Annotated in this window: 22 protein-coding genes and 1 riboswitch; of the genes, 5 read left to right on the top strand and 17 right to left on the bottom strand. The window is 46.5% G+C overall.

What is annotated here, in order from left to right; all coding sequences use genetic code 11:
* Positions 1 to 205: 205 nt before the first annotated feature.
* The gene (locus NYE25_RS27205) at positions 206 to 919 is read right to left on the bottom strand and encodes a queuosine precursor transporter (RefSeq protein WP_042185630.1); all 714 of its coding nucleotides are present in this window, start codon (positions 917 to 919) and stop codon (positions 206 to 208) included.
* A gap of 10 nt (positions 920 to 929) precedes the next feature.
* Positions 930 to 975: riboswitch (PreQ1 riboswitch) on the bottom strand.
* A 343-nt stretch (positions 976 to 1,318) separates the two neighbouring features.
* Here NYE25_RS27205 and NYE25_RS27200 point away from each other — a divergent pair.
* Entirely contained in the window at positions 1,319 to 3,007 is a 1,689-nt protein-coding gene (locus tag NYE25_RS27200; RefSeq protein WP_042185629.1) for a methyl-accepting chemotaxis protein, read from the top strand.
* 58 nt (positions 3,008 to 3,065) lie between these two features.
* Here the strand turns inward: NYE25_RS27200 and NYE25_RS27195 are convergent, their stop codons facing one another.
* The 8 genes from NYE25_RS27195 to NYE25_RS27160 form a co-directional block, all read right to left on the bottom strand.
* A complete protein-coding gene (locus NYE25_RS27195; protein WP_042185628.1) occupies positions 3,066 to 3,392 on the bottom strand; it encodes a YnfA family protein in 327 nt (108 codons plus the stop codon).
* Positions 3,393 to 3,582: 190 nt separating this feature from the next.
* Complete coding sequence (gene cobS, locus NYE25_RS27190; protein WP_341147321.1) at positions 3,583 to 4,398, bottom strand: adenosylcobinamide-GDP ribazoletransferase; 816 nt, start codon at positions 4,396 to 4,398, stop codon at positions 3,583 to 3,585.
* Positions 4,395 to 4,943 carry a bifunctional adenosylcobinamide kinase/adenosylcobinamide-phosphate guanylyltransferase gene (gene cobU / locus NYE25_RS27185; RefSeq protein WP_076284100.1) on the bottom strand — a complete coding sequence of 183 codons (549 nt, stop codon included), beginning with the start codon at positions 4,941 to 4,943 and terminating at the stop codon, positions 4,395 to 4,397. The genes cobS and cobU overlap by 4 nt, the downstream gene beginning before the upstream one ends.
* A complete protein-coding gene (gene cobT, locus NYE25_RS27180) occupies positions 4,940 to 6,001 on the bottom strand; it encodes a nicotinate-nucleotide--dimethylbenzimidazole phosphoribosyltransferase (protein WP_341147320.1) in 1,062 nt (353 codons plus the stop codon). Before cobT ends, cobU begins: the two co-directional genes overlap by 4 nt.
* A 92-nt stretch (positions 6,002 to 6,093) precedes the next feature.
* Positions 6,094 to 7,257: an aminotransferase class I/II-fold pyridoxal phosphate-dependent enzyme gene (locus tag NYE25_RS27175; protein ID WP_341147319.1), complete on the bottom strand. Its 1,164-nt coding sequence runs from the start codon at positions 7,255 to 7,257 to the stop codon at positions 6,094 to 6,096.
* Positions 7,250 to 8,182, bottom strand: a complete 933-nt coding sequence (locus tag NYE25_RS27170; protein ID WP_341147789.1) for a D-alanine--D-alanine ligase — start codon at positions 8,180 to 8,182, stop codon at positions 7,250 to 7,252. Before NYE25_RS27170 ends, NYE25_RS27175 begins: the two co-directional genes overlap by 8 nt.
* A gap of 19 nt (positions 8,183 to 8,201) precedes the next feature.
* The gene (gene pdxR, locus NYE25_RS27165; RefSeq protein ID WP_341147318.1) at positions 8,202 to 9,653 is read right to left on the bottom strand and encodes a MocR-like pyridoxine biosynthesis transcription factor PdxR; all 1,452 of its coding nucleotides are present in this window, start codon (positions 9,651 to 9,653) and stop codon (positions 8,202 to 8,204) included.
* A gap of 125 nt (positions 9,654 to 9,778) precedes the next feature.
* On the bottom strand, positions 9,779 to 10,315 hold the full coding sequence (locus tag NYE25_RS27160; protein WP_341147317.1) for an AAA family ATPase: 537 nt from the start codon (positions 10,313 to 10,315) through the stop codon (positions 9,779 to 9,781).
* Between the two features lie 177 nt (positions 10,316 to 10,492).
* Here NYE25_RS27160 and catA point away from each other — a divergent pair, with 177 nt between their 5' ends.
* Positions 10,493 to 11,152 (top strand): type A chloramphenicol O-acetyltransferase, encoded by a 660-nt coding sequence (gene catA, locus NYE25_RS27155; protein ID WP_341147316.1) that lies wholly within the window; start codon positions 10,493 to 10,495, stop codon positions 11,150 to 11,152.
* A 95-nt stretch (positions 11,153 to 11,247) separates the two neighbouring features.
* Here catA and NYE25_RS27150 read toward each other — a convergent pair whose 3' ends face one another.
* The 6 genes from NYE25_RS27150 to NYE25_RS27125 all read right to left on the bottom strand — a co-directional run bounded on the left by NYE25_RS27150 (position 11,248) and on the right by NYE25_RS27125 (position 17,052).
* Entirely contained in the window at positions 11,248 to 11,934 is a 687-nt protein-coding gene (locus tag NYE25_RS27150; protein ID WP_341147315.1) for a histidine phosphatase family protein, read from the bottom strand.
* A complete protein-coding gene (gene cbiB / locus NYE25_RS27145; protein WP_341147314.1) occupies positions 11,913 to 12,872 on the bottom strand; it encodes an adenosylcobinamide-phosphate synthase CbiB in 960 nt (319 codons plus the stop codon). Before cbiB ends, NYE25_RS27150 begins: the two co-directional genes overlap by 22 nt.
* Before the next feature lie 49 nt (positions 12,873 to 12,921).
* The gene (locus NYE25_RS27140; protein WP_262495571.1) at positions 12,922 to 13,701 is read right to left on the bottom strand and encodes an adenosylcobinamide amidohydrolase; all 780 of its coding nucleotides are present in this window, start codon (positions 13,699 to 13,701) and stop codon (positions 12,922 to 12,924) included.
* A gap of 574 nt (positions 13,702 to 14,275) precedes the next feature.
* Complete coding sequence (locus NYE25_RS27135; RefSeq protein ID WP_341147313.1) at positions 14,276 to 15,364, bottom strand: pyridoxal phosphate-dependent aminotransferase; 1,089 nt, start codon at positions 15,362 to 15,364, stop codon at positions 14,276 to 14,278.
* Between the two features lie 349 nt (positions 15,365 to 15,713).
* A complete protein-coding gene (gene map, locus NYE25_RS27130) occupies positions 15,714 to 16,460 on the bottom strand; it encodes a type I methionyl aminopeptidase (protein ID WP_341147312.1) in 747 nt (248 codons plus the stop codon).
* A gap of 7 nt (positions 16,461 to 16,467) precedes the next feature.
* Entirely contained in the window at positions 16,468 to 17,052 is a 585-nt protein-coding gene (locus NYE25_RS27125; protein WP_341147311.1) for a TetR/AcrR family transcriptional regulator, read from the bottom strand.
* 281 nt (positions 17,053 to 17,333) lie between these two features.
* On the opposite strand from NYE25_RS27125, the gene NYE25_RS27120 reads away from it, so the two are divergent.
* Positions 17,334 to 18,335, top strand: coding sequence for a lipoate--protein ligase (locus tag NYE25_RS27120; RefSeq protein ID WP_042185606.1), 1,002 nt, complete (start codon positions 17,334 to 17,336; stop codon positions 18,333 to 18,335).
* Positions 18,336 to 18,419: 84 nt separating this feature from the next.
* Here the strand turns inward: NYE25_RS27120 and NYE25_RS27115 are convergent, their stop codons facing one another.
* Complete coding sequence (locus NYE25_RS27115; protein WP_340974638.1) at positions 18,420 to 19,133, bottom strand: metal-dependent hydrolase; 714 nt, start codon at positions 19,131 to 19,133, stop codon at positions 18,420 to 18,422.
* Positions 19,134 to 19,361: 228 nt separating this feature from the next.
* On the opposite strand from NYE25_RS27115, the gene NYE25_RS27110 reads away from it, so the two are divergent.
* Together NYE25_RS27110 and NYE25_RS27105 are read left to right on the top strand one after the other, a co-directional pair.
* Positions 19,362 to 20,309, top strand: coding sequence for a DMT family transporter (locus tag NYE25_RS27110; protein ID WP_042185604.1), 948 nt, complete (start codon positions 19,362 to 19,364; stop codon positions 20,307 to 20,309).
* A 12-nt stretch (positions 20,310 to 20,321) separates the two neighbouring features.
* The gene (locus NYE25_RS27105; RefSeq protein ID WP_042124947.1) at positions 20,322 to 21,125 is read left to right on the top strand and encodes a Cof-type HAD-IIB family hydrolase; all 804 of its coding nucleotides are present in this window, start codon (positions 20,322 to 20,324) and stop codon (positions 21,123 to 21,125) included.
* A 279-nt stretch (positions 21,126 to 21,404) separates the two neighbouring features.
* Here the strand turns inward: NYE25_RS27105 and NYE25_RS27100 are convergent, their stop codons facing one another.
* A complete protein-coding gene (locus NYE25_RS27100) occupies positions 21,405 to 23,204 on the bottom strand; it encodes an ABC transporter ATP-binding protein (RefSeq protein WP_341147310.1) in 1,800 nt (599 codons plus the stop codon).
* Positions 23,205 to 23,394 lie beyond the last annotated feature (190 nt).

Below are 23,394 nucleotides of genomic sequence, written 5' to 3'. Positions count from 1 at the left end.
CACCACACCTATTCGTAATTTCTGTGACTACCGATTATGTACTCTCTCTTCGCTCGGGATACAATTAGAATGGCTACGATAGCTTATTTTAGCTTTATATTAATTTTATGTACATATTTATATGGAACGATTGAGCCCTCTTACGACTGAAAAAATCAAACAGCGCGCATCGATTATGATCGGTACGCGCTGGCTGTATTGTTGTTTATTCCTTCTTATGAGCGGATGATGGTATTCCATCTTCAGCAAAAGTAAAAGTTCGGGCGATATATAAGATAGGTGTGCTTACTGCGGTTAGTAAGAATTTCGCTAGATACGTTGTAAGCAAAATTTCAAACCACACACTCCAGTTATACAACCCAGCAAATGCAATGGTACAGAAGATTAGTGTATCCACAAAGGAGCTAACCATCGTACTGCCGTTGGAACGAATCCACAACTGACTTGAGGTGCTGTAATATTTGCGAATCCAGGAGTACAACCGAACGTCTAGGAACTGACTAATGAAGTAAGCAGTTAGACTACCCAACGCTAGTCGAGGCATCAGACCAAAGATCGTCTCCAAAGAAGACTGAGCAATATCGGTCTCTTGCGGCTTAAATACTAGTACCATTTGCATAATGACTGTCGTCATAAGCAAGGTGAAGAAGCCAAACCAAACCGCTTTACGTGCTTCTGCTCTTCCATACTTCTCATTAAGCAAATCGCTGGTCATATACAAAGTGACATACATCGTATTTCCGAGTGTCATCACGATATCAAATGGCATAGCAATCGTCTTAGCTACCTGAATGTTTGCAATTACAGTAGCGATACCTACCCAGGCATACATTCCACTTTTGCCGAACAGGCGGTAACAGAGTAGAAAAAAAGCAAAATTGACAATAACAAATAAAACTCCCCACATCAAATTAAACATATTGCTTAAACTCCTCCTAGTTTTGTTTACGCGGGATGGTTACGAACCGCGGCTTACATTAAGTTTTGGAACAAAACATTAATACTCTATCACACTGTCGTCAAACAATCCATAAAAATAAACAATTTATGAAATGGGTATTTATACCCATTTTTATTAACTAAAAATAAAAGTGTCAGTAATAATTCATCTTTTTCAGAAAAATATGCTATATAAACTAAAACTTTCACTATTCATCCAGAGGTTAATTCTATAGAATAGTATCAAACACTTCATTCCCGATCCATTTAGTTGATATATTACATAACTATGGAATATATTGCAGGTTGCCAGTCAATAGCAGTCGGTAGGGATATAAAGAAATGGGGCTTCGCTGCCCATAAAAAGGGGGAGAACAATATGTTTCGTTTCAAGCAGTCGATCAGTCGCAGATTTACGCGTTTATTATTTGTAGTTCTATTACTCACGTCTCTTTTGTTAAGTACCAGCTTCTACTTTATATCCACCAGTATTTTCAACAGCTATGTCATGCCACAAATCAATCAAATTCTAACTGCAGCTGCTCAGGACGTATATAAGAATATAAATACAATGCATGCTCAGCAAGCACTAAAGAAGAACGAACAAGCAGCCACCAATCTTGAATTCTATTTTCAGGATAAGAGAAAGCAGCATGGGGTTGAGACTATTTTTCTACTCAATCTAAAAGGCAAGGAAGCTGAGGTTCTGTCCGTAGATCATGATGCAAAATTAAAGCCGGAGGAAATTGTTAAGGTATCCTCTGCAATGCAGCAAGCTCTTAAAGGAAAGAGTGGACTAAGCGATACATACAAGGACTCGCATGGTGTACATAAGTCAGCTTATATCGGAATTCCCGGAAGTACGATGGTTATCGGAATCAGCAGTGATGTAAGCTTTATTCAAGAAAAAACAGACAGTATTCTGTGGACCAGCGCCGGGATCACTCTGCTAACGCTGATTATAGGCTCAACTGGTGCCTGGTTTATGAGCATGCGGATTACTCGTCCTATCTCAAAGCTTGCAGCTTACAGTGCCCGTCTTGCAGAGGGGGATTTCACAGAGGAATTAACGGTTAAAGGCAGTGATGAGGTAGCTCAACTGTCCAGAAGCTTCCAAGCGATGACCCTGCGCCTAAAAGAAATGATTGGACATGTACTCGTCACCTCAAATACTGTGGTCACCGATTCCAATTCTTTAAGAGAACGTGTTGAGGTCCTAAATGAAATGGCAGACCACTCTAGTACATCTGTTGTAGAAATTGGCAAAGGTAGTACGACCATCGCGAGCAGCGCTCTAGATAATTCAAAAGCTATGGAAGAAATCAATTTCGGCATTCAGCATATTGCTTCAGCAGCCACCGAAGTCACTGAGCAGATCAGTGAAGCTTCCGCTGAAGCGATTGGCGGTAATGAGATTGCCCAAAGTGCCGTTCTGCAAATGCGCCATGTTGAACGTGCCTCCCTGCAGTCGCTGGAGCAATTACAAGTTATGAATGAACGTTCAGTAATGATCGGAGAAGTCGTTCATAGTATTACTGAAATTACGAAGCAAATCCAAATGCTGTCGCTCAATGCTTCGATCGAAGCAGCACGTGCAGGAGAACATGGACGCGGCTTTGCCGTGGTTGCCGGAGAAGTACGCAAGCTTTCCGAACAATCCCGTAATGCGAATGAGCAGATTCGTGATTTCCTACTCGGACTTCAGGAAGATATGAATCGCTCCGTTACTGAGATGAACCATGTGAATTCTGAGGTAGCCTCCGGGGTAGGCAAGGTGGCAGAAGCGGGCGATGCCTTCAATCACCTTCTGATTCTGATTCAAAGCATCAATCAGAATATTCAATCTGTATCTGCGGCTACGCAGCAAATCTCAGCAAGTACAGAAGAAGTTAGTGCTTCCGTTGAGGAAACCGCACAAATCACTTCAAGATCCCAAGAAAGTGCGGACACACTATCCGAGAACTCCGAGCGCCAACGTATAGAGCTTGAAGGACATGCAGTAACCGTGCAGCATCTATATGAGCAGGCTAAGAAGCTTCAGGAAGCTGTGCAACAATTTAAGATCTAAAGCTTAGGCTTAAATAAAAACAACCCGTTCACACGAAAGTGTTGAACGGGTTGTTTTGTTAGTGTCTCGGCGCCCAAAGAATGACCGAAACGCCGATCACACAAATAACAGCACCAACCCAGTCATATACATCGGGTGTTTTCTTGTCTACTAGCCAGCCCCATAACACAGCGAGCACGATAAACACCCCGCCGTAAGCTGCATACACTCTTCCGAAGGATGGAAACTTCTGCAACGTAGGAATAATGCCATAGCTTATCAGAATCAAAGAACCTACCAAACCGTACCAGAGAGGTCTTGATTCTCTTAGCCATAACCATACTAAGTATCCGCCTCCGATCTCAGCAAGGCCGGCAATTACAAATAGTAGAATGGCAGCAACCATGTCATCCCTCTTTCCTATTGAACTCTAAAAATATCAAATGATTCGCAAAATATGATACAACGTCATCACGGTTAGCAAGTATGTGTACAAGCAAGAATCTGGGCCACAAAACAGCTGGAACCACAGGCATCAAAAGAGGATAAAACCAGATTGAGCCAGCTGGCTACTATGCGTCACCCGCAGGAGCCACTCACATGAAATTGTGCTGGAGCAGCACTAATACTAGTAGGAGCACAGCCTCTAGCAGCTCATTCAGCGCGCCGTACACATCGCCGGTGAGCCCGCCGAGCCGGCTGCTAATCCGCCGCGCAGCCACGGTGCCGCTTGCCAAGGCCGCAGCCGGCAGCAGTAACGCTGCCGCCAGATGCAGCGGCCACGCGGCTATGCCCGCGCCGAGCGCCAGAGGCGCACCAGCTGCGGCTAGCGAGAGCAGCGCGGCTATCGCCAGCGCGCGCCGCTCATGCGAGGGAGCGAGGCCGGCGAAGCTTGCGGCCAGCCCCTCGTTCCCGCGGGCAATGGGATAACGCACCATTGCCCGCACCATATACCAGCGGCTCCAGATCGCTGGCAGCAAGAGCAGTGGCAGCTCGTAATAGGCGTAGCCTTCGATTAATGCTGCCACTAAAGAGGCCTTTAACAGCAAGAGCAGCACGCAGGCGAGCACACCCATCGCACCCACACGGCTGTCCTTCATAATCTCCAGGATCCGTTCCCTCGGTCGGTAACTTAACAGACCATCCGCACTGTCCATCCAGCCATCGAGGTGCAGACCTCCGGTGAGTCCTACCCATAGAATGAGAGTAATGACAGCGGCTGACCAAGCTGGTAAAATCCAACCCGTCAAAGCTGCTCCAGCAGCTACACAAAGTCCGATAGCTGCACCCACCACGGGATAGAACAGCACACTTCGGCGCAGCAGCTCAGGAGAAAATCCAGGGTCACTCTTTACAGGAAACCGGGACAAAAACTGAAAGGCAGCCGCGGCAGCATCCCTGCGCTCCCTCATAAACGATACTCCCTGCTCTTGAGTTCAATTGGAATGCCCGCAGTCACTAAAAAAACCTGCTCGCATTGCCGAGCAAGCAGCGCGTTCATACGTCCTGCCAGATCACGGTACAATCGGCCAAGCGCATACTCCGGAACAATACCGTCTCCAACCTCATTAGTGACCAAAATGAGGTTTCCTTGAAATGTGCGTACACTGTCTTCAAGTCTTGTAATCTCGCTCTCAATCAACTCTTGCCTATCCGTAAATCCTTCCATGGCTAGCAGTACATTCGATAACCACAACGTTAGACAATCTACGAGAACCGCCTTTTCACCAGATAAACGCTTAAGAAGATCTGGCAAATCATAAGGCTCCTCTAATGTCTCCCAAGCATATCCGCTTTGTGAGCGCTGTTGCTGATGCAGTGCAATCCGTTCATTCATTTCATCATCAAACGCTTGTCCGGTTGCAACATAGAAGGCCTGATCTGCCAGTGACGACATCAATTTTTCTGCAAAACCACTCTTCCCGCTACGCGCGCCTCCCGTTACAAGAATACTCATTGTTTCCCAGCTCCAGAGATGCCTGCACTTTCAAAGGTGGCCATTTCACTCAAAATGCGGCATATCGCCTCTATTAAATGAAGGGACAATACGCCTCCAGTTCCTTCACCCAAACGAAGACCCAGGTTAAACAACGGTTCAAGACCAAGCTGCTCAAGCATCAGCTTATGTCCTTGTTCTCCTGATAGATGGGAGCCTATCATATAAGCAATGGATTCTGGTGCAAGCGCCTTCGCCACAAGAGCCGCCGCGCCCGAAATAAAACCATCCAGAATGACAGGTACCCTAGCAGCGGCTGCGCCAAGAATTAGACCAGTCAAACCAGCGATCTCCAGTCCCCCTACTTTGGACAATACATCCAGCGGATCTGCCGGATTCGGTTGATTCACCTTTAAAGCGCGTTCCACAACTGCAATCTTATGTAGTAGACGTTCATCATCAATTCCCGTTCCTCTTCCAACGGCTACTTCAGGTGGTATTCCTTTTAGAGCACACAGAATGGCTGCGCTAGCCGTTGTATTTCCTATACCCATTTCACCTGTAATAAAAATCTCCGTCCCGTTCTCAATCGCTTCTTGTGCGATTCTTATACCTACAAGCACAGCACTCATCGCTTCTTCACGACTCATCGCAGGTCCCACGGCTATATTATCCGTTCCGCGGCGCACTTTACGATCAATCAGATCCTCATGACTAAGATCGCCGTTAACACCGACATCTACGAACTTCACCTCAGCCCCAGCTTGGCGTGCCAGTACATTCACAGCCGCTCCTCCGCTGAGAAAATTATAGGCCATCTGCATTGTGACTTCCTGTGGAAATGCGCTAACTCCCTCGCAGCATACACCGTGATCGGCAGCCATCACAACTACCGTTCGTTTGGTGAAACTAGGCTGCTCCGTACCCGAAATTCCGGCGAGCTTAACGGCCAAGGTCTCCAATTGTCCCAGGCTGCCTGGCGGTTTGGTTAGAATGTTCAGGCGGTGCTCCGCTTTTAGGAAAGACTGTTCATCCGCTGGTGTGATTCGTTTAATTACTTCTTGAATAGATGAAATCATATTTTAACCTCCAATTAAAGATATCCGTATAACCTATTCTATCTTATCTACACAGAAAAGCCCCCATCTATGATAGATGGGGACTACTAGAATTACAACTTCACTTTCATAAATCCTTCGATTCTCTCCAGCGCTTCCGTCAATTTTTGTAGGGATGCTGCATAAGAGCAGCGAATATACCCTTCTCCACCCGCTCCAAACACATGCCCCGGAACCGCAGCAACACCAACCTCCTTGAGCAGCTGCAAAGCGAAAACTTCTGACTTCATTCCGGTATTAGCGATGGAAGGAAAGACATAAAATGCACCCTCCGGCTCGTGGCACGGTAAACCAATAGATCGAAATCCACTAACCAGCAGCTTTCTTCGCTCATCAAAGCATCGTTTCATGTGGTCCTTATGCTCCATACCCTTCCGCAGTGATTCAATGGCAGCGATTTGACCTAGTATTGGAGCACACATCGCAGTGTACTGATGGATTTTGAGCATCGCAGCAATTAATTCCTGATCACCACAAGCATAGCCTACTCTCCAGCCAGTCATCGCAAAGGCTTTGGAGAAGCCACTAATGACAATCGTTCGTTCCAACATCCCAGGAAGAGAGGCAATACTTACATGCTGACTATCATAGGTTAGCTCGGCATAGATTTCATCTGAAATGACAAGTAAGTTATTCTCTTTTACAATCTGTGCAATGGGTAGCCAATCCTCGTAAGTCATTACTGCTCCTGTAGGATTAGTCGGAAAATTCACCATAAGAATCTTGGAACGCGGGGTAATCACCTGCCGCAACGCTTCAGGAGTAAGTTTAAAACCCTGCTCGGCTGAAGATTCAACCTCTACCGTAATCCCACCGTTCAAATGAGTAATCGGCGAATACGCAATATAGCTCGGAGAAGGGACGATAATCTCATCCCCGGGTGTAATAAAGGCCCGCAGAGCCAAATCCACGGCTTCACTGCTTCCCACTGTAACCATAATCTCGTTAGTTGGCTCATAGCGGAGATTGAAGCTTGTGTGCAGATAAGAGGCGATCTCTTCTCTAAGCTCCAGCAAGCCGGAATTTGGTGTATACATCGTCTCCCCATTATTCAAAGCACGAATACAGGCAGCTCTTACATGCTCCGGTGTAACGAAATCAGGCTCGCCTACACCAAGCGATATAATATCCTGATTCCCTGTACTTAGGTCAAAAAAAGCCCGAATCCCCGAGGGAGCAATCTCCCGTACACGCGGAGTAATCCATTCATTATGCATGACTGAGCACCTCTTCTTTCGGACTCTTTTCTGTTAGGGAAAGGGAAATGATCTCGTCCAGCAGTCCGCTGAAGCTGTAACCTGCCGCTTGCGCGCTTTTTGGTAAAAGACTCGCCTTCGTCATGCCCGGTAATGTGTTCACCTCCAGCACATATGGAATACCATCCTTAATGAGCATATCCACCCTTGCGTACACGCTGCATTTTAGTGCTTTGTAGCAAGTTAAGGCTGCATCACGTACTCGCTCATACACCTCAGCTGGTAGATCAATGACTCGTTCGTCTGCCCCGCCATCTTCGTATTTCGCACTGTAATCGAACCACTCCGCATGCGCCGAGGTGATTCCCAAAACGGGCAGCATCTCTCCATTTAGAATAGAGCAAGTGATTTCCTGGCCTTGAATGTAGCTCTCGATCAGAATCGACTGATCACAAGCAAAAGCCTTCTGTACTGCGCTCAACAGCTCCTCGCTACTGCTCACCTTTTCCATACCTATACTCGAACCGCCTGCACATGGCTTCACCATAACAGGATATCCCATCCGCTCTACGGCTTCTTGAGAATAATCCTTCATACTATCCCAGCACAGCCAATCCGCCGTATTGACGCCTGAGCAGCGCATAAGCTTTTTGGAAAGATCTTTATCCATACAAATGCTGCTAGACAAAACGCCACTACCCGTATAAGGAATCCCCATCGTCTCCAGCGTCCCCTGAACCGTACCGTCCTCTCCGTAAGCTCCGTGGAGCGCAAGCAGCGCGATATCGATTCCTTTTGCCTGCTCAATGAGCTCTTCACGCTTGGTGATCACTATTGGAGTAACCTCATATTTATTGGGATCTAGATTCTTCAAAATCTCTCTACCGCTATTCATGGATACCTCATACTCTGAGGACACCCCGCCCATAATTACGCCTACCTTCATCTTCATCTCAAGCACCTCTTTATCCCATTAGTTGTCGTGCTGTTCTACCAATAATCTCGATCCCCTTGCGGATATCCTCATCCGTCACTCTGGAGAAACCGATCCTTATCGTATTTTGACCTTTACCGTCTGTGAAGAATATATCTCCTGCTGTAAAAATAACCCCTTGTTCATGACAGGCCGCTAGCAGCGTCCTTGTATTAAAACCCTCCGCAAAGGTTACAAAAAGATGCAATCCGCCATCCCCTGATAACGCCGTATAAGGAATAAACTCCTTACAGCATTGCAGGGTTAATTCATATTTTCGTTTATATTCCGCTCTGGCTTTTTTCAAATACTTCTCTAAATGGCCACCTAATAAGTACTGATACAAAATGGATTGATCCAGCGTCGAGGTATGAATGGTACGTGCGCGCTTGACGCTTTCGAGAGAATAGATCAGCTCCTGATCTGCCAGCACCCAACCTACGCGTAGTCCCGGAAATAGTACTTTTGAGAAGCTACCTAGATAGATCACGCTGTTGCCGCTACCTGCTGCTGCGATAAGTGGAGCCACATGTGAGCCCGAATAGCGTAACTCCTCGTTAAAACCATCCTCGATCACCGGTATTTGGTACCGGTTCATCAGCTTCATTAGCCTCTGTCTTTTCTCAGGAGACATTACAATGCCGGTCGGATTATGATAAGAAGGGACAAAGTAGGCACAGTCAAAAGCTTGCTCCTGCAATGCCTTCTCCAGCTCAACCAGATCAATCCCATCACGCTCCATAGGAATCCCGGTGATCTCAAAGCCATTCAGCTTCAGATTTTTGATCGCCGTATGATGCGTTGGATTCTCACAGATGACCGAACCATTCTTTTTGCTAAGTGCAGACAATACAATATCGAATCCCTCTGTAAAGCCATTGGTGATCAATATATCCTTGCCTTTCGTTTCAACGCCTTTGTGCTCCATGTACTGCTTCAAATAGTCTATTAAAGGCTTATACCCTTTGGCATATCCATAATTTAGTAAGACGTTGCCTTCCACCGACATACGATCCATAAAGGAGCGTTTCACATTATCTAGATCAAAAAGACTCTCATCAGGTGCGATGCTCGTGAAGGAGATCGTCCCCTTCTCCGCTCGTATGCCGCGCTTCATGATATCCAGATCCTCCGCCAGCCGCGCATGATCATTGATACGCGTCTTCCAGTCCATCGTCCAGGAAGAGATTGTTTCACTGCCGGGAGGTGTAGGTGCCACATAACTTCCCTGACCCTGCACGGCATACGCAAATCCATCATCCTCAAGCTCTGCATAAGCAGAGATTACGGAGTTGCGGCTAACCTTAAGCAATGTGCTGAGTTCTCGTGTGGAGGGCAGCTTTTGATTGCCTTGCAGACCGCCTTTTATGATTAAGTGCTTCATATAGTCTTTAATTTGTATATACACCGGCCGTCCGGCTATGAGCTTAAAATCCTTAAACATCTCTCAATCGCCCCCATGACTATCATGGCACAATCACTCGCTTAAAAAAAGAACCACAGCCATGGGATTTTAATCCGGCTGTGGTTCTATAAGAGGACAAATGCCCAAAAAATCAAGTTATAGATCTATGCTTCGATCACAAGCTCCCCTTCTCCAGCAGGGATCTCAAAACCATTTAAAAACCGGGTTAGTATGTCCTCAGTAATCGGAAATGCGGCATTTGCGTCAAAACGTTCACTCCGAATGAGCAGTCGCTGACGCAGTTCATCTGGCCCAACCTTTAAAAAAATCAGCTCCCAATCGCCGCCATGCTCTTCAATTAACTGCTTATAATCGTTCCGTCTCTGACGTTGCCAGAAGCTGAAATCGATGACAACATGATGTTTTGCCTGAAGCAGATTCACCAGCTCCCCCCGCAGCTTTATCTCCGACTCTTCTTTATAGGACTCATAATTCTGCTCTGGATAATCCACCCCGAAACGTCCGTGCGTGGCCCAAATGTCCTCATCTATCGAAAGCCGTACGAATCCCTCTTTCTCCAGCTTTTTAGCAAAGGTTGTTTTACCCGACCCCGCTACACCGCACATCATCACTACGATGGAAGCAACACTCGTACGCTTTTGCAGAAGCAATTTTTCAATAACCAACTTTTCACTCAGCATTATAAATGCATCTTCCTTCCACTTGATCTAGTAAATATATTTTTAATTACGGCGATGATGATGGTATACTCATCGTTACAAAATACTTTCTCAAAGGATTGTGATAAGGATATGGTGAAATCAGTCCAGCAGACCTCCTAAAATGAAAAATGAAATAATTTTAGGAGGTCATAATAAATGATTTTCAACCCGATTGTCATTGATAACTGGAGTAGAAAACCCTATTTTGAACATTATTTAAACAATGTCAGATGCACCTATAGCATGACCGTAAATATTGATATCACCCTTCTACTGTCAGAGCTTAAGCATAAGGGAATTAAGCTGTACCCAGCACTAATCCACATGATAACTACGGTGGTGAACCGTCATAGTGAATTCCGCACATGCTTTGATTCTGAAGGTAGATTAGGTTATTGGGATAGCTTATCACCTAGTTTTACAATTTTCCATGATGATGATAAGACCTTCTCAAGCATCTGGACTTCGTACGGTGAAAAGTTTAATGATTTCTATAACCGTTATCTGGATGATATGAAAATGTACGGAAGCGTGAAACAATTTATCGCTAAAGCAAACGAACCACCGAACACCTTCCCTATTTCTAGTATTCCGTGGGTCAGCTTCACGGGCTTTAACCTGAACGTGTATAACGAGGGAACCTTCCTGCTTCCCATCTTTACTATAGGAAAATATTTTCATCAAGACAAAAAAATACTATTACCAATATCGGGGCAATTCCATCATGCCGTGTGCGACGGTTACCATGCCAGCATGCTGTATAATGAATTGCAATCACGTGCAGATAACTATAAGGAATGGTTACCTAACATCTAATTATCGCTGAGGGCGAACGATAGTTTAAACATAAAGGGTTCCACATATTAGGTATGGCTAATATGTGGAACCCTCTCTTTCATTTGATTTTCTCATCAATCTCCCGAAATATCTGCCGACCATTGCCCGTTCTGCCAAAATAGCCTGAGTACCATTGCTGTTCCCGGAGAAGGTGCAACTGCGCTGTAGAATGTGACACCAGGAATTAACTGTGCAAGGAAATTCCGAATAACACCACCATGTGTGACTACCAACACCCTGCTTGTTATTACCTCAGCCTTTTTTTCACTAATTGCAGCCTGCACAAATGTATCCTCAGCCCCTCGCCCCAGATCTGACAGGAAGCTACGCAACCGTTCGTCAAACTGCGCCCATGTTTCACCATCCGGTGGTGTAACTGTGGAAGGATTATCAATCCAGCTTCTATACAGTGAGTTATCCTTTAATTCCTCATAAGTACAGCCTTCGAAAGCTCCAAAATTCATTTCACGCAGGCGCGGATCGTAGACAGCCACCTTCTCTAAAGAAGGAGAAATATAAGCTAGAGTCTCCCGACATCTAAGCAAATCGCTGCAAAATACACACCAAAAATCATTCGATACTTCAGACTGCTGCTTAAGCTGAGATAGCTGCTCTACTTCACTAGATAGCAACGGGAGATCCGAATGTCCTAAGTAACGATGCTCAGCATTCCACTGAGTTTGCCCGTGGCGAACAAGTACTAATTCTAGCTCTATAGAAGGAAACGCCATGTCTAGCATTAGCCCCCGATCCATATCCATGCCACAACCGCGCATAAGCCTACAAAAATTGAAGAGGAGAGCATCATCATCCGCGAGGTCTGAATAATATCGTCCGGCTCCATCGCTCGTACCGGATCACCCATATAGGCTCGGAAAGAAGCGACACCATGATAGACGTTCTCTCCTCCGAGACGGATACCAAGTGCGCCCGCAACAGCGGATTCTGGATAGCCGCTATTTGGGCTTGGATGGAGACTCGCATCCCTCTTCACCATTTGCAGACAATTGCGCCAATCCAGACGAAGCAGCCATGCACACAGTGCCAAGAGCAATGCCGTAATCCGTGCTGGAATGAAGTTGGCAACATCATCAAGCCGAGCGGATGCCCAGCCGAGATCTCGGTATTTATCATTCTTATATCCCACCATGGAATCGAGTGTATTTACTGCTCGATAAGCCATAGCAAGCGGCGCGCCACCGATGAGCGCATAGAACAATGGAGAAATAATCGCATCGACGATATTCTCTGCTACAGTCTCTACTGTGCCGCGCACAATTTCCGGGGAATCTAGCGAAGTCGTATCACGCCCCACAATCATCCCCAACGCCTTGCGGGCAGCAGGGATATCGCCCTTCTGCAATTCCACGTACACCGCCATTCCTGCATCCTTTAGTCCCTTGGAGGCAATCGTGGTTGAAATCAACCAAGCCTCGGCTATCCAGACGAGCCATGGTGAGATATATGACAGCAGCCATAGCAGAATGGCTGTCAGTGCCCAAGCACCACCCGCCACACATAGCGGAAGTAACACCCCTGCTCTGCGCAGGCTTTGCGGGTGGGACCATAAACGACGGATCGCCCGCTCCAGAGCCGTGATTGCTTTGCCCATACCGATTACGGGATGGGGCAAGCTACGCGGATCACCTACGATCCGATCAATTACATAAGCCGCAAGCAGTACTAAAGCGATTGTCACAGGCGATCACCTCTGTACATTCTCCAGCAATTCCAGCTACCTATTCTCATTAGCTGTCCTTCCTTGCCTGAACCGATAGCAAACTCCCTGTCACAGCGCTATATACAAGACGCCCGATTGCGCCCCCAAGATCGGTAGCGGTTCCGGCGTAAACATGCTCTGCCTTGTATCGCCCACTTTGGCTCACAGCGAGCACTATCGCATCCGTAGTTGTTCCGGTAGCGATCAGCCCATTCTCGGGATCGGTAATCCCGAGATCGGCCAGAGCAGCAGCTTTTGCTTCGACAGCTGTCTGTACAGCATTGACCATGGCCGCCGGTGTCAGGCAGCCATCAATACCTAGCATTATGTTAATCGTACCCGGGCGATAAACAGCCAGCACATTGCGTTCCACACCCGCGCGCGCAGCATTTCCTGCGGCGGCAGTAACGCAAACAAAAATACCCGCTGAGCCTGTGTCTTCCTCAGCTACCGCTGCATGCTCTAGCGGTACTGCCGTCATCAGACCGGCACAGCCAGACATTGAATAACCCCACTCGCGGAGCTTATTCTCCATATCCTGAACAGGATCACTACATTCATAATTTCGGTCAACATATAAATTGACGGCCCTCTCTAGCCGATTCATTCCTCCACCATAGAACGCACTCGATAAACCATCTGCTTCAGCAGGTAGCTCTAGTAGCAGATGGTTTCCCTTCCACTGTAAAGCAAGCCCTGGCCAGATGGCCGAATGGTACTCTTTTACACCTCCTGCGAGGTTAAATGGAATCTTTACTTGCACCATATATCGATCTTGCTCCTTCCACAGCACATTACTTTTATCCATTCATCCAACCAGCTTCGCGGTCGCGCCTGTACTTCCCCAACAGTCTCACTTAGAAACTACCTAATTCTCTATTTCAGCAAATGACTATCTGCTCTAAAATCTACTCCAACACATACTCCAATATCCACCTAAAAATCCGTCCCTCACCCATCTATTGCACTTTATACAACAGATTCGGCTTTATTCACTGGCAAAAGCCATTCTGCTGTATTTCTTGCAATAGAATGTCACGTAAAAACCTAATTCACATCATTTTCCAAATTTCTATTGTACACAGTGCTATAGAATCGAATTGCTACGCCAGCAAAGCGAGTTTTGTTGTACGAAATACAACGAATGCACTTTGGAGGATGTCCATCAGAAGCTATCTCACCAAACTTTGCCACAACCCTAAGCATGCGAGCTGAAGCCCGCCATCCGGTATCAAATCGCAACTTCTGCGGTACTTGAGTCACTTATTCATTAGAATCCCTGCCTTCTCTACGCCGCGAGTGTCACTTACAGTAGACTCCCATCCCCCTGCGCTACACCAGACACTTTAACAGCAAACCCGCTGCCCTCTAAGCTACACAGGTCACTTATCCGCCAGAATTTCCTTCATCTGTTTTAGCAGCCGGACATTATCCTCATGTCCCTTAACGGCTACTCGGATATGCTCGCCTCCTAGACCGGGGTACATGGCACAGCTGCGCACCAGTATACCGACACGCCCAAGACGGGTCTGCATCTCAGCCGCACTCCACGGCGAAGGCAGGCCGCAGAGCAGAAAGTTGGCTTCGCCTGGCGGCACATCGCAGCCTAGCTGCATAAGGCCTTGCCGCAGCAGCTCCCGTTCAGTGGCGATCAGTTCGCGTGTGCGATGTCCATACTCGTGCCCACACTCAAGGCAGGCTTCGCCTGCCAGCAGCGCCAAACCATTCACGCTCCAGGTAACCTGCTTTCCGGTCATCGCCTTTGCCAACTCCGGATGCGAAATGGCAAACCCGAGACGCAGTCCGGGAATCGCATAAAATTTCGTCATCGACCGCACCAAAATCGTATGCGGAAACTGATCCAGATCCGGCAAAAGCGTATTTCGTTCTGCTTCTGGAATAAAATCAATAAAGGCTTCATCCACAGCCAAATACGTCCCGTAGCTTTCAGCCTTCTGCGCTAACCAGCGCAGCTCATCCACAGTATACTGAACGCCATTAGGGTTGTTCGGCTGTCCAAGGAACAGCAGATCAACCTTCTCCAGCAGCCCGGCAATCTCATTCACTCCAGCTCGGAAGTGCTGTTCCTTTGTCCCCTGAACAGATAATACTTCTGCGCCGAATTGTACAGATAGCTGCCGGTACTCAGAAAAACAAGGTTCTACGATACCTACCTTTTGCGGAGCAATCGCAAGCAGCAACAATGCCATAGATTCTGCGGCTCCGTTGCCTACTGTCAACCAACTACTATGTATACCAAGGTCCTTTGCTAGCAGACTTTTGAAGCGTCGATGTCCAGGGTCAGGGTAGGCAACCACCGTAGACATTGCTGTTCTAAGTAGCTCTAAGACGGCTGGCGGAGGCCCGATAGGATTGATGTTTGCACTGAAATCAAGAAATGTGCCACCAGCCTCCTCATAAAGTTCCGCAGCTGTTAGCAAATCACCGCCGTGGCCGTATTTTTCAAGCATATTTACACTCCCTCTATCCACTTTCGTTTGTTCGATATGTATCTCATTGCCACCATTATTGCGTCTTTGGCAGGAATACGTCAATGCTCACTAAAGGAATCACCTGAATAACCGCTTGCCTCAAATCGACATTAAAATCTACGAAGTGTCAAAAGATAATAAAGTTCTAGACTGGCAGCCTCATCAGATCTATGGACACGCTGTCCCCGAACCCGCTTCGGTTTGAAGATGGAAACGGGATATCGTCTACATGATCACCTGTACGAATAAAGAAAGATGCTATGCCGAATACGAAAAAAAGAAGTCGACCATTTCGTTGGTCGACCTCTAGTTTTTTCTCTAATTTTTTCTATTGCGCGGTCAAAATTTGTGGACCTTCAGCCGTGATGGCGATCGTATGCTCGTATTGGGCGGCGAGCTTGTTGTCCATCGTCCGTGCGGTCCAGCCGTCCGGATCGATTGTCATGAAGTAGGTACCTTCGGTGATCATGGGCTCAATCGTGAACACCATACCTTCCTTGATACGAGGGCCTTTTCCAGGCTTGCCGACATGCATATAAGTCGGCTCCTCGTGCAGGTCGCGGCCGATGCCATGAGCGAGAAGGTCGCGCACGACGCCGAAACCGTGTGATTCCGCATGCCGCTGAATCGCGCTCGTCACGTCGCCGAGTCGATTGCCGGGCTGAGCCTGCTCGATGCCCAGGTCAAGACATGCCTTCGTGACACGCATCAACTTCTCGGCCATCGGCGAGATCTGCCCGACCGCATAACTCCAGGCCGAATCGCCGAGCCAGCCATCGAGCTCAGCGACCGTGTCGATCGTCACGATATCGCCTTCCTCAAGTGGCTTATTGCTAGGGAAGCCATGCGCGATTACATCGTTGGCGGAGGCACACGTCGCATATTGATAGCCTCTATAGCCTTTCTGGTATGGCTTTGCGCCGTGCTTCAACATAATGTCCTCGAATATGCGCTCAATCTCGTTGGTGGTAATACCCGGTTTGATAAGCGGGGCGATTGTACGATGACATTCAGCCACCACTTGGCATGCCTTGCGGATAGCCTCAATTTCATGCTTGCTTTTTAAAATGACCATGTTCGTATCAGGACCCCTTCGTAATAGCTTGGATAGCGAGTCGGGCGATTCGATCGACGTTCAGATCAGAATTGCTCGCATAGTAGTGCAGCCCACAGCAACCGACCAGCACGGCAAGCATATGGTCGACGCTGTCGTCTTCGCACTGGGCAATCGATTGGAGTGGAACGTACAGGCGTTCCATAAACCGTCTCTTGGCGTGGTGTCGATCCCTTTCAGACAAGCCTACATAATGTTCCGCCGCCATTTTGTAGACGAGATATGCGCGGGCGTCCGACTGCCACAGCTGGAGCAGCGCTTTACAATACATCAACAACTGCCTGTCATCCGGTGGGCTGCCGCTGATGTCCGCCCATTTGGCGATAACTTGCTCACATCGCTCAAAGCCGCTTTCTAACACATCTTCTATTAATAAATGCCGGTTGGGATAATAATGGTATACTGTGCCGTAACCAAGACCTGCCTCGCGGGCGACGTCACGAATATCAAAGCTGCCGCCCGTGCGAAAGTAGGAGCGAGCGGCGACGTCCAGGATCTGTTCTTTGCGCTGTATGCGTATGAGCTCATTTTGTTCTTTGGTACGGGGGCACATAGCGTATAACCTCCTTATTTAGACCTGCAAATTTGTCAATATAAAAATAGTACCCCATGGGCAGAAGAAATGCAAAAGATTTGTTGATTTTCGATAAAATGAAGTACTAAACAATAAGACTGGGCGCTGGAAATTCTTCAATTTAAAAATCGCATTCATTCAACGAATCTAGTCTAATACTTTATTTCCACCGAAACACGAAGCGATCTCTTTTGTTAAAAAACTGCTTTTGGTTTAAAATGAGAACTGTAATCAATTTTGCTGCAACGGAGGAATTCACTATGATTTTTATTGATAACACAGGGATTACTGACGCTTCCATCAATTTGGCGATTGAGGAATATGCGCTGAAACACTTGCCGATGGACGAGAGTTACCTGCTTTTTTATATTAACAGCCCATCTATCATCATCGGTAAACATCAAAATACGATTGAAGAAATCAATCAGGAATATGTTAAAGAGAATGATATTAAGGTTGTGCGGCGTTTGTCCGGCGGTGGAGCGGTCTATCACGATCTCGGAAATTTGAACTTCAGCTTCATTACTAAGGACGACGGCCAATCCTTCCATAACTTCCTGAAATTCACCCAGCCGGTGATCGACTACTTACAAAGCATGGGTGTTAACGCTGAGCTTAGTGGACGGAATGATCTTCAAGTCGGCGAACAAAAAATTTCCGGCAACGCTCAATTCTCCACACGTGGACGCATGTTCAGTCATGGCACACTGATGTTTGATCTCAATTTGGACAATGTACAAGCCTCTCTAAAAGTAAATCCAGAGAAGTTCAAATCGAAGAGCACCAAATCCGTACGTAGTCGCGTAGCCAACATCAAAGAGCTGCTAGGTACAGACATGACCATTGAAGAGTTCCGCTCCGGTCTCCTACGTTCGATCTTTGGCATGGAGCCATCCGAGGTCCCTCAGTATAAGCTTCAGGAAGCAGACTGGGACAAAATCCACGAAATTTCCAAAGAGCACTACCAGAACTGGGACTGGAACTACGGTCTGTCACCAAAAAGCAACGTCAAACACACACGTAAATTCCCTGCTGGAATTATTGATATTCGTATGGATATTGAGGATTCCCTCATTAAGGACATCAAAATCTATGGTGACTTCTTTGGGGTTGGTGACGTAGTAGATGTTGAAAATGCACTTCGTGGCAAACGTTATAATGAGGCAGAGGTTAGAGAAGCATTAGCTGATCTGGATTTGAAGCATTATTTCGGACGTATTGAGCCGGAGGACTTTATCGGACTGGTTTTCTTAGAGGAATAGTTACACAAAAATAAAGGGGCCTGCTTATCCTATGCGCAATTTGCGTAAAGAATAGACAAGCCCCTCTTTCATATTCATTTTAGTTCAAGGAGAAAGTATAAATACATAGACAACGAACGCTAGAGTCAGCATGATGCAGATGTTCTCTACGGCTCCACCTTTTTTCGTGCCTGTACTCATTAGCTTTAGACGCAGCTTAAAGGGTATTGGCGGCAATGGTGTAATTCCTCTTTGAGTAAGGGAGTCTGCCAGTAGATGAAGTGCATACGACATACCGCCAGCTATCCACAGACTGCCACTATCATTTATACCCGCTGAGGCAAAATACAATAAGGCGCTCCAGCCCGCAACTCCATACAAGGTATGTGTCAGTCCACGATGAGGAACAACCGATGAGACTACAAGCACGCACGCTGCAATGTAGTTCCATGGATCATAGGCTTCCCCGAACGCAAAGAGTGCTATGGCAATCAAGATCATGACCAAATGGCGCAGCTTTCGACTAGGCAGGAAAGATACACTTCCGACTAGCAGTGCAAGCACAATATTCCAAGGACGTTCCACGATTCCGGCAAAATAGAGATAGATCGCTGCGCCTATCAAAGCAATTTGCAGCGCTCTTAATAGAAATTCTGGAATCGCCTTGCGCACAAGCAGCGAATTCGGTTCATCGATATCAGGCAGCAAAGAGCTTAACGCTGCGACTGCAATAACTGGAATCGTAATCTCGTGTGACATCAAACTCATTACAGATAGGGTAACCCCAGTGCTGATTATTAAATGGGATCTGCCCATCATGGTGAAACCGCTCCTTTCTAAGATGCAAAAACAAGAACAAATGTGCGGTTATCGAAGTATATCAAGACCCTGTTTTTTTGTCTAGCCTAATCCCTTAAATCCCTTTAAATATAAGCCTTTGAGCGATTCCTATCTTGTCCTCCCCATGAATATACGATACAATTTGGACAACTTGACCTTGTCGTTCTTACAAGGACGGCATTTGCCGAAGAGAGGATGACCTAAGAAGTGAAGCGTTCCCGTATGGCCGATTTCAGCCTGCTACTTGTGGCGATGATGTGGGGATGCACCTTTCTGATTGTTCAAAATGCTGTCAAAGTGCTCCCTCCACTCGCGTTTAACAGCATCCGCTTTACAGGTGCTGCCCTGTTGCTGGCTCTAATCACTTTTATTTTTTACCGCAAGGAGTGGAAACAGCTAAGTTTCCGCATGGTACGTGACTCTCTGCTGCTAGGCCTTTTTTTGTTTATGGGCTATGGCTTCCAGACCATGGGACTTCTATATACAACCACCTCCAATACCGGGTTTATTACTGGTCTATCGGTCGTATTGGTTCCGTTTCTCTCTCTGGCGCTACTAAAGCATGCCATTTCACGTTACACTTGGTTCAGCGCGGCGCTTGCCGCAGTAGGTCTTTATCTGCTGACCTTCACCGGCTCTGCTTTGTCCCTGAATAAAGGCGATGCTTTGATCTTGCTCTGCGCCATAGCTTTTGCGCTACAAGTCGCATATACTGGCGTTTATGCACCTCATTATCCGGCGTTGCCGCTGGCAACCTTGCAGCTCGCCTTCGTTGGACTGTTGAGCATTGTCGCTTCGCTTATCTTTGAAGGAGCTGCACCGCTGGCACACAGCGCAGAGCTTATCAAGGACCCGGACGTTCTCTGGGCACTTTTAATCTCTATTGGTCCTACCAGCGCTTTTGCTTTCTGGATTCAAACCGCCTGCCAAAAGTACACTACGCCTTCCCGGGTAGCCATTATTTATGCCACAGAACCTGTATTCGCTGTTCTGACAGGCTTAGCCTTTGGCGGAGAAACGCTTGGTATGTCCGCTCTGCTCGGTTGTGGTTGTATTCTGGGAGCTATGCTTATGGCAGAGCTGAGTCCGGAACCGGGTCAGAATCAACATAAAAAGAATTATTTTTCCAAATTACATTTATTTAGAAAGAGATAAGGAGAGAGACAAATGTACAAATTGATCGCAATTGATATTGATGACACTCTAATTAACGATGATAAGGAAGTAACACCCGCTACACAGACTGCGCTTGAAGAGGCTGTAGCCGCTGGCGTTGTTGTAACCCTTGCTACAGGCCGAGCTTATGCTTCTGCACAAGCCATTGCCCGTCAAACTGGACTTAACGTGCCAATCATCACTTACCAAGGCGCACTCGTTAAGAACTTGCTCGATGAAAAGGTACTATATGAGCGTTACGTACCACAAGATGCAGTACACAAGCTGTTCACTTACTGTGTGGAGCATAATCTGCATTTGCAAACTTACATTGACGACAAGCTGTATGCCCGTGAAGACAACCAGAAGATCAAAGATTATACAGACCTGAACAAAACGCCATATTATATTGAACCAGATTGGGAGAAGCTTGTCCCACAAAAAACACCAAAAATGCTGATTATCGATGATCCTGCATTCTTGGATGAGCTGGCTCCAATTCTACGTGAATTGCTCGGCGATTCCGTGCATATTACCAAATCCAAACCACAATTTCTAGAAATCATGCATCATGAAGGAACCAAGGGAATTGCGCTTGAATTCCTAGCCAATCATTTTGGTTGTGATCTCTCCGAGACTATGGCTATGGGTGACTCTTGGAACGACCATGAGATGCTGGAAGCTGCCGGTCTGGGCGTTGCTATGGCGAACGCTATTCCTGCGCTGAAAGAAATTGCTGATTTCGTAACCCTGAGCAACAATGAAGATGGCGTAAAATACGCGATTGATAAATTCATTCTCAATAAAGTGAACTAAATCGGCTGAACTTAATAGTTTTAGTGATAAAGTTCAGTTGCAACTACGGTGAATATTTGGACTTACGGTCGCTGTTAGGTTTGAATTTCATGATTTAAACCGTTGTCAACGGTAGAAATTCAAACCTAAAGGCGATCGCTTACGCTCCTACAGTTCCAAACTTTCCCCTCCATTGCTCCTTCCTTTACCTCAAGTTCTTAAGTTCAATCTATATAGATTCACTTTTTTAAGAAAAGGGTGTTGCTACGCCATATTTTATGACGTTGCAACACCCTTTTGTTATTTCAGCAAGCTCGGTATTCCTGTAGATGCAAACTCTAATGCCTCTTGCTCACCCTCCCCAGCCTCTTCCTCTTCCAGCTGAGAATAGTACAAATCATGATATCTTCCTTCTGCTGCAAGTAGCTCCTCGTGGGTACCACTCTCCACAATTTCACTGTTCTCCATCACTAGAATGACATCAGCGTTCTGAATCGTTGATAGACGGTGAGCGATAACGAGTGTGGTTTTGTCTCCCATTAATTTACGAATCGCTTGCTGCACCAGCTTCTCCGATTCATTATCAAGCGCAGCAGTAGCTTCATCCAGCAACAAAATTGGAGAGTTCCTAAGAATCGCTCTCGCAATCGATAGTCGCTGGCGTTGTCCACCGGACAGGCGTGAACCTTCCTCACCGATATCTGTATCGAGGCCCTCCGGCAACTCTATTACAAAATCATAAGCGTTCGCTTGTCGCAAAGCTTCCAGAATTTCATGCTCATCTGCATCTGGATTTCCATTTCGGATGTTATCACGGATACTTCCTGTATAAAGCCCGGACTCTTGCGGCACATAAGAGAAGTGACTCCTAAGTTTAGCTAAACTCATCTCGCTTGTCTTCTCATTATTTATAAACACTTCACCCTCATCAGGTTCATACAACCCAAGGAGTACCTTAAAAAGTGTAGATTTCCCTCCACCGCTCGGTCCCACAATTGCCATTTGAGCCCCTTTGTGAAGCTCTAAGCTGATTTTGTTCAAACTACGTCTCTCCGCTCCCGGATAAGAGAAGGATACCGAGGACATGACCATACGCTCAAATTCAGGCTGTTTCGTAGCTGCTTCGGGTAAAGCCTCCACTTCTACAGGGCTATCCAACACTTCAAAGATCCGTCCCGCCGCCCCAAGTGATTGCTGCATCGAATTGATCAGTCCTGGCAATGCCGAGAACGGCATCACTAAATAATTCATGAGCTGGATGAAAGCAATCATCGCACCGACCTCAAGTGATCCTTTTGCCACAAAATAACCAGCCACGACCAGCGCCAGAAGAAACGTAAAGTTTCCCAAAAAAGAGGAGAATGAGCCAGTAGCTCCCTCAATTCTTCCCCGTTTTAATTCTTCGGAAGTGATATTCTCACTATGTTCCTGATACTGCTTCATTAGTCTGCGTTCAATGCTAAAGGATTTAAACACCATACTACTGCCTAGAATGTCATGTAAAAAGGAAGTAATCTTGCTCATATTAGTCTGAATCTTCACACTGTTCTCACGCATCGCTGAACCGAAGATTTTTCCCGTAAGGAACATCAAAGGCCCCATTGCAAAACAGATCAATGCCAGTAGCCAGTTAATATAGAGCAAATAACCAAAAGCCGCAAGAGCAAGCAAAGGGTTACGGATTAAATCAATCATTACCTCGCCGGCAGCATTACCCACAGATTGATTATCATTAGTAAAGCGGGACAACAAATCTCCGGAGTGATTACGGTCAAAATAAGACTGAGGAAGAGCTAAAGCATGTCGCATCATATCTAGCCGCAGTTCATTTCTGATCTTGGCTGAGATTTTATTTTTGAGATAGCGATCGAAAAAACCGTTGATTGCACTCACTAATAAGTAGATTAATCCGAATATAACCAGCCCTTTAAAAGCTTTCACATCAAGTCTAACCGCCGCATCCGTAATTACTGAGAGCAGCCAAGCAATCGTTAAATCCAGAACAATCCCAAATAAAGTCGTAAACAATAAAACCGAATATAAGAGCTTGTGCCTTAACATGTATGTACTTAATCTTGAGAAAACACCTTTCTGCTTCAAAAAAAATCAGCCCTCTCCCCTATTAGCTACTTATTACTCCCTTCCTATCGTTGATAATTATTCTATATATGTAAATATAAGACGGCAATACTTTCTGATTATAAAGTATAAACATGATTCTGAATACCGAATGCAATAGATATCACAAAAGGAACATCAACTGTCCGAGATTGCCCGAGTGATGCCCCTT

It is taken from the genome of Paenibacillus sp. FSL E2-8871 (assembly GCF_038000345.1).
Taxonomy (GTDB): Bacteria; Bacillota; Bacilli; order Paenibacillales; family Paenibacillaceae; genus Paenibacillus_AQ.
The sequence above is the reverse complement of the archived record's forward strand: the minus strand, read 5'-3'. Positions and strand labels throughout refer to the sequence as shown.

Excerpts from the sequence above, each read along its gene's own strand:
- cobU (WP_076284100.1), bottom strand. The coding sequence starts at position 4,943 with ATGAGTATTCTTGTAACGGGAGGCGCGCGTAGCGGGAAGAGTGGTTTT.
- NYE25_RS27200 (WP_042185629.1), top strand. The coding sequence starts at position 1,319 with ATGTTTCGTTTCAAGCAGTCGATCAGTCGCAGATTTACGCGTTTATTA.
- NYE25_RS27170 (WP_341147789.1), bottom strand. The coding sequence starts at position 8,182 with ATGAAGGTAGGCGTAATTATGGGCGGGGTGTCCTCAGAGTATGAGGTA.
- NYE25_RS27160 (WP_341147317.1), bottom strand. The coding sequence starts at position 10,315 with ATGCTGAGTGAAAAGTTGGTTATTGAAAAATTGCTTCTGCAAAAGCGT.
- NYE25_RS27115 (WP_340974638.1), bottom strand. The coding sequence starts at position 19,133 with ATGATGGGCAGATCCCATTTAATAATCAGCACTGGGGTTACCCTATCT.
- NYE25_RS27105 (WP_042124947.1), top strand. The coding sequence starts at position 20,322 with ATGTACAAATTGATCGCAATTGATATTGATGACACTCTAATTAACGAT.
- NYE25_RS27135 (WP_341147313.1), bottom strand. The coding sequence starts at position 15,364 with ATGCTTGAAAAATACGGCCACGGCGGTGATTTGCTAACAGCTGCGGAA.
- NYE25_RS27205 (WP_042185630.1), bottom strand. The coding sequence starts at position 919 with ATGTTTAATTTGATGTGGGGAGTTTTATTTGTTATTGTCAATTTTGCT.
- NYE25_RS27140 (WP_262495571.1), bottom strand. The coding sequence starts at position 13,701 with ATGGATAAAAGTAATGTGCTGTGGAAGGAGCAAGATCGATATATGGTG.
- NYE25_RS27120 (WP_042185606.1), top strand. The coding sequence starts at position 17,334 with ATGATTTTTATTGATAACACAGGGATTACTGACGCTTCCATCAATTTG.
- map (WP_341147312.1), bottom strand. The coding sequence starts at position 16,460 with ATGGTCATTTTAAAAAGCAAGCATGAAATTGAGGCTATCCGCAAGGCA.
- pdxR (WP_341147318.1), bottom strand. The coding sequence starts at position 9,653 with ATGTTTAAGGATTTTAAGCTCATAGCCGGACGGCCGGTGTATATACAA.
- catA (WP_341147316.1), top strand. The coding sequence starts at position 10,493 with ATGATTTTCAACCCGATTGTCATTGATAACTGGAGTAGAAAACCCTAT.
- cobT (WP_341147320.1), bottom strand. The coding sequence starts at position 6,001 with ATGATTTCATCTATTCAAGAAGTAATTAAACGAATCACACCAGCGGAT.
- NYE25_RS27150 (WP_341147315.1), bottom strand. The coding sequence starts at position 11,934 with ATGGATATGGATCGGGGGCTAATGCTAGACATGGCGTTTCCTTCTATA.
- NYE25_RS27125 (WP_341147311.1), bottom strand. The coding sequence starts at position 17,052 with ATGTGCCCCCGTACCAAAGAACAAAATGAGCTCATACGCATACAGCGC.
- NYE25_RS27175 (WP_341147319.1), bottom strand. The coding sequence starts at position 7,257 with ATGCATAATGAATGGATTACTCCGCGTGTACGGGAGATTGCTCCCTCG.
- cobS (WP_341147321.1), bottom strand. The coding sequence starts at position 4,398 with ATGAGGGAGCGCAGGGATGCTGCCGCGGCTGCCTTTCAGTTTTTGTCC.
- NYE25_RS27195 (WP_042185628.1), bottom strand. The coding sequence starts at position 3,392 with ATGGTTGCTGCCATTCTACTATTTGTAATTGCCGGCCTTGCTGAGATC.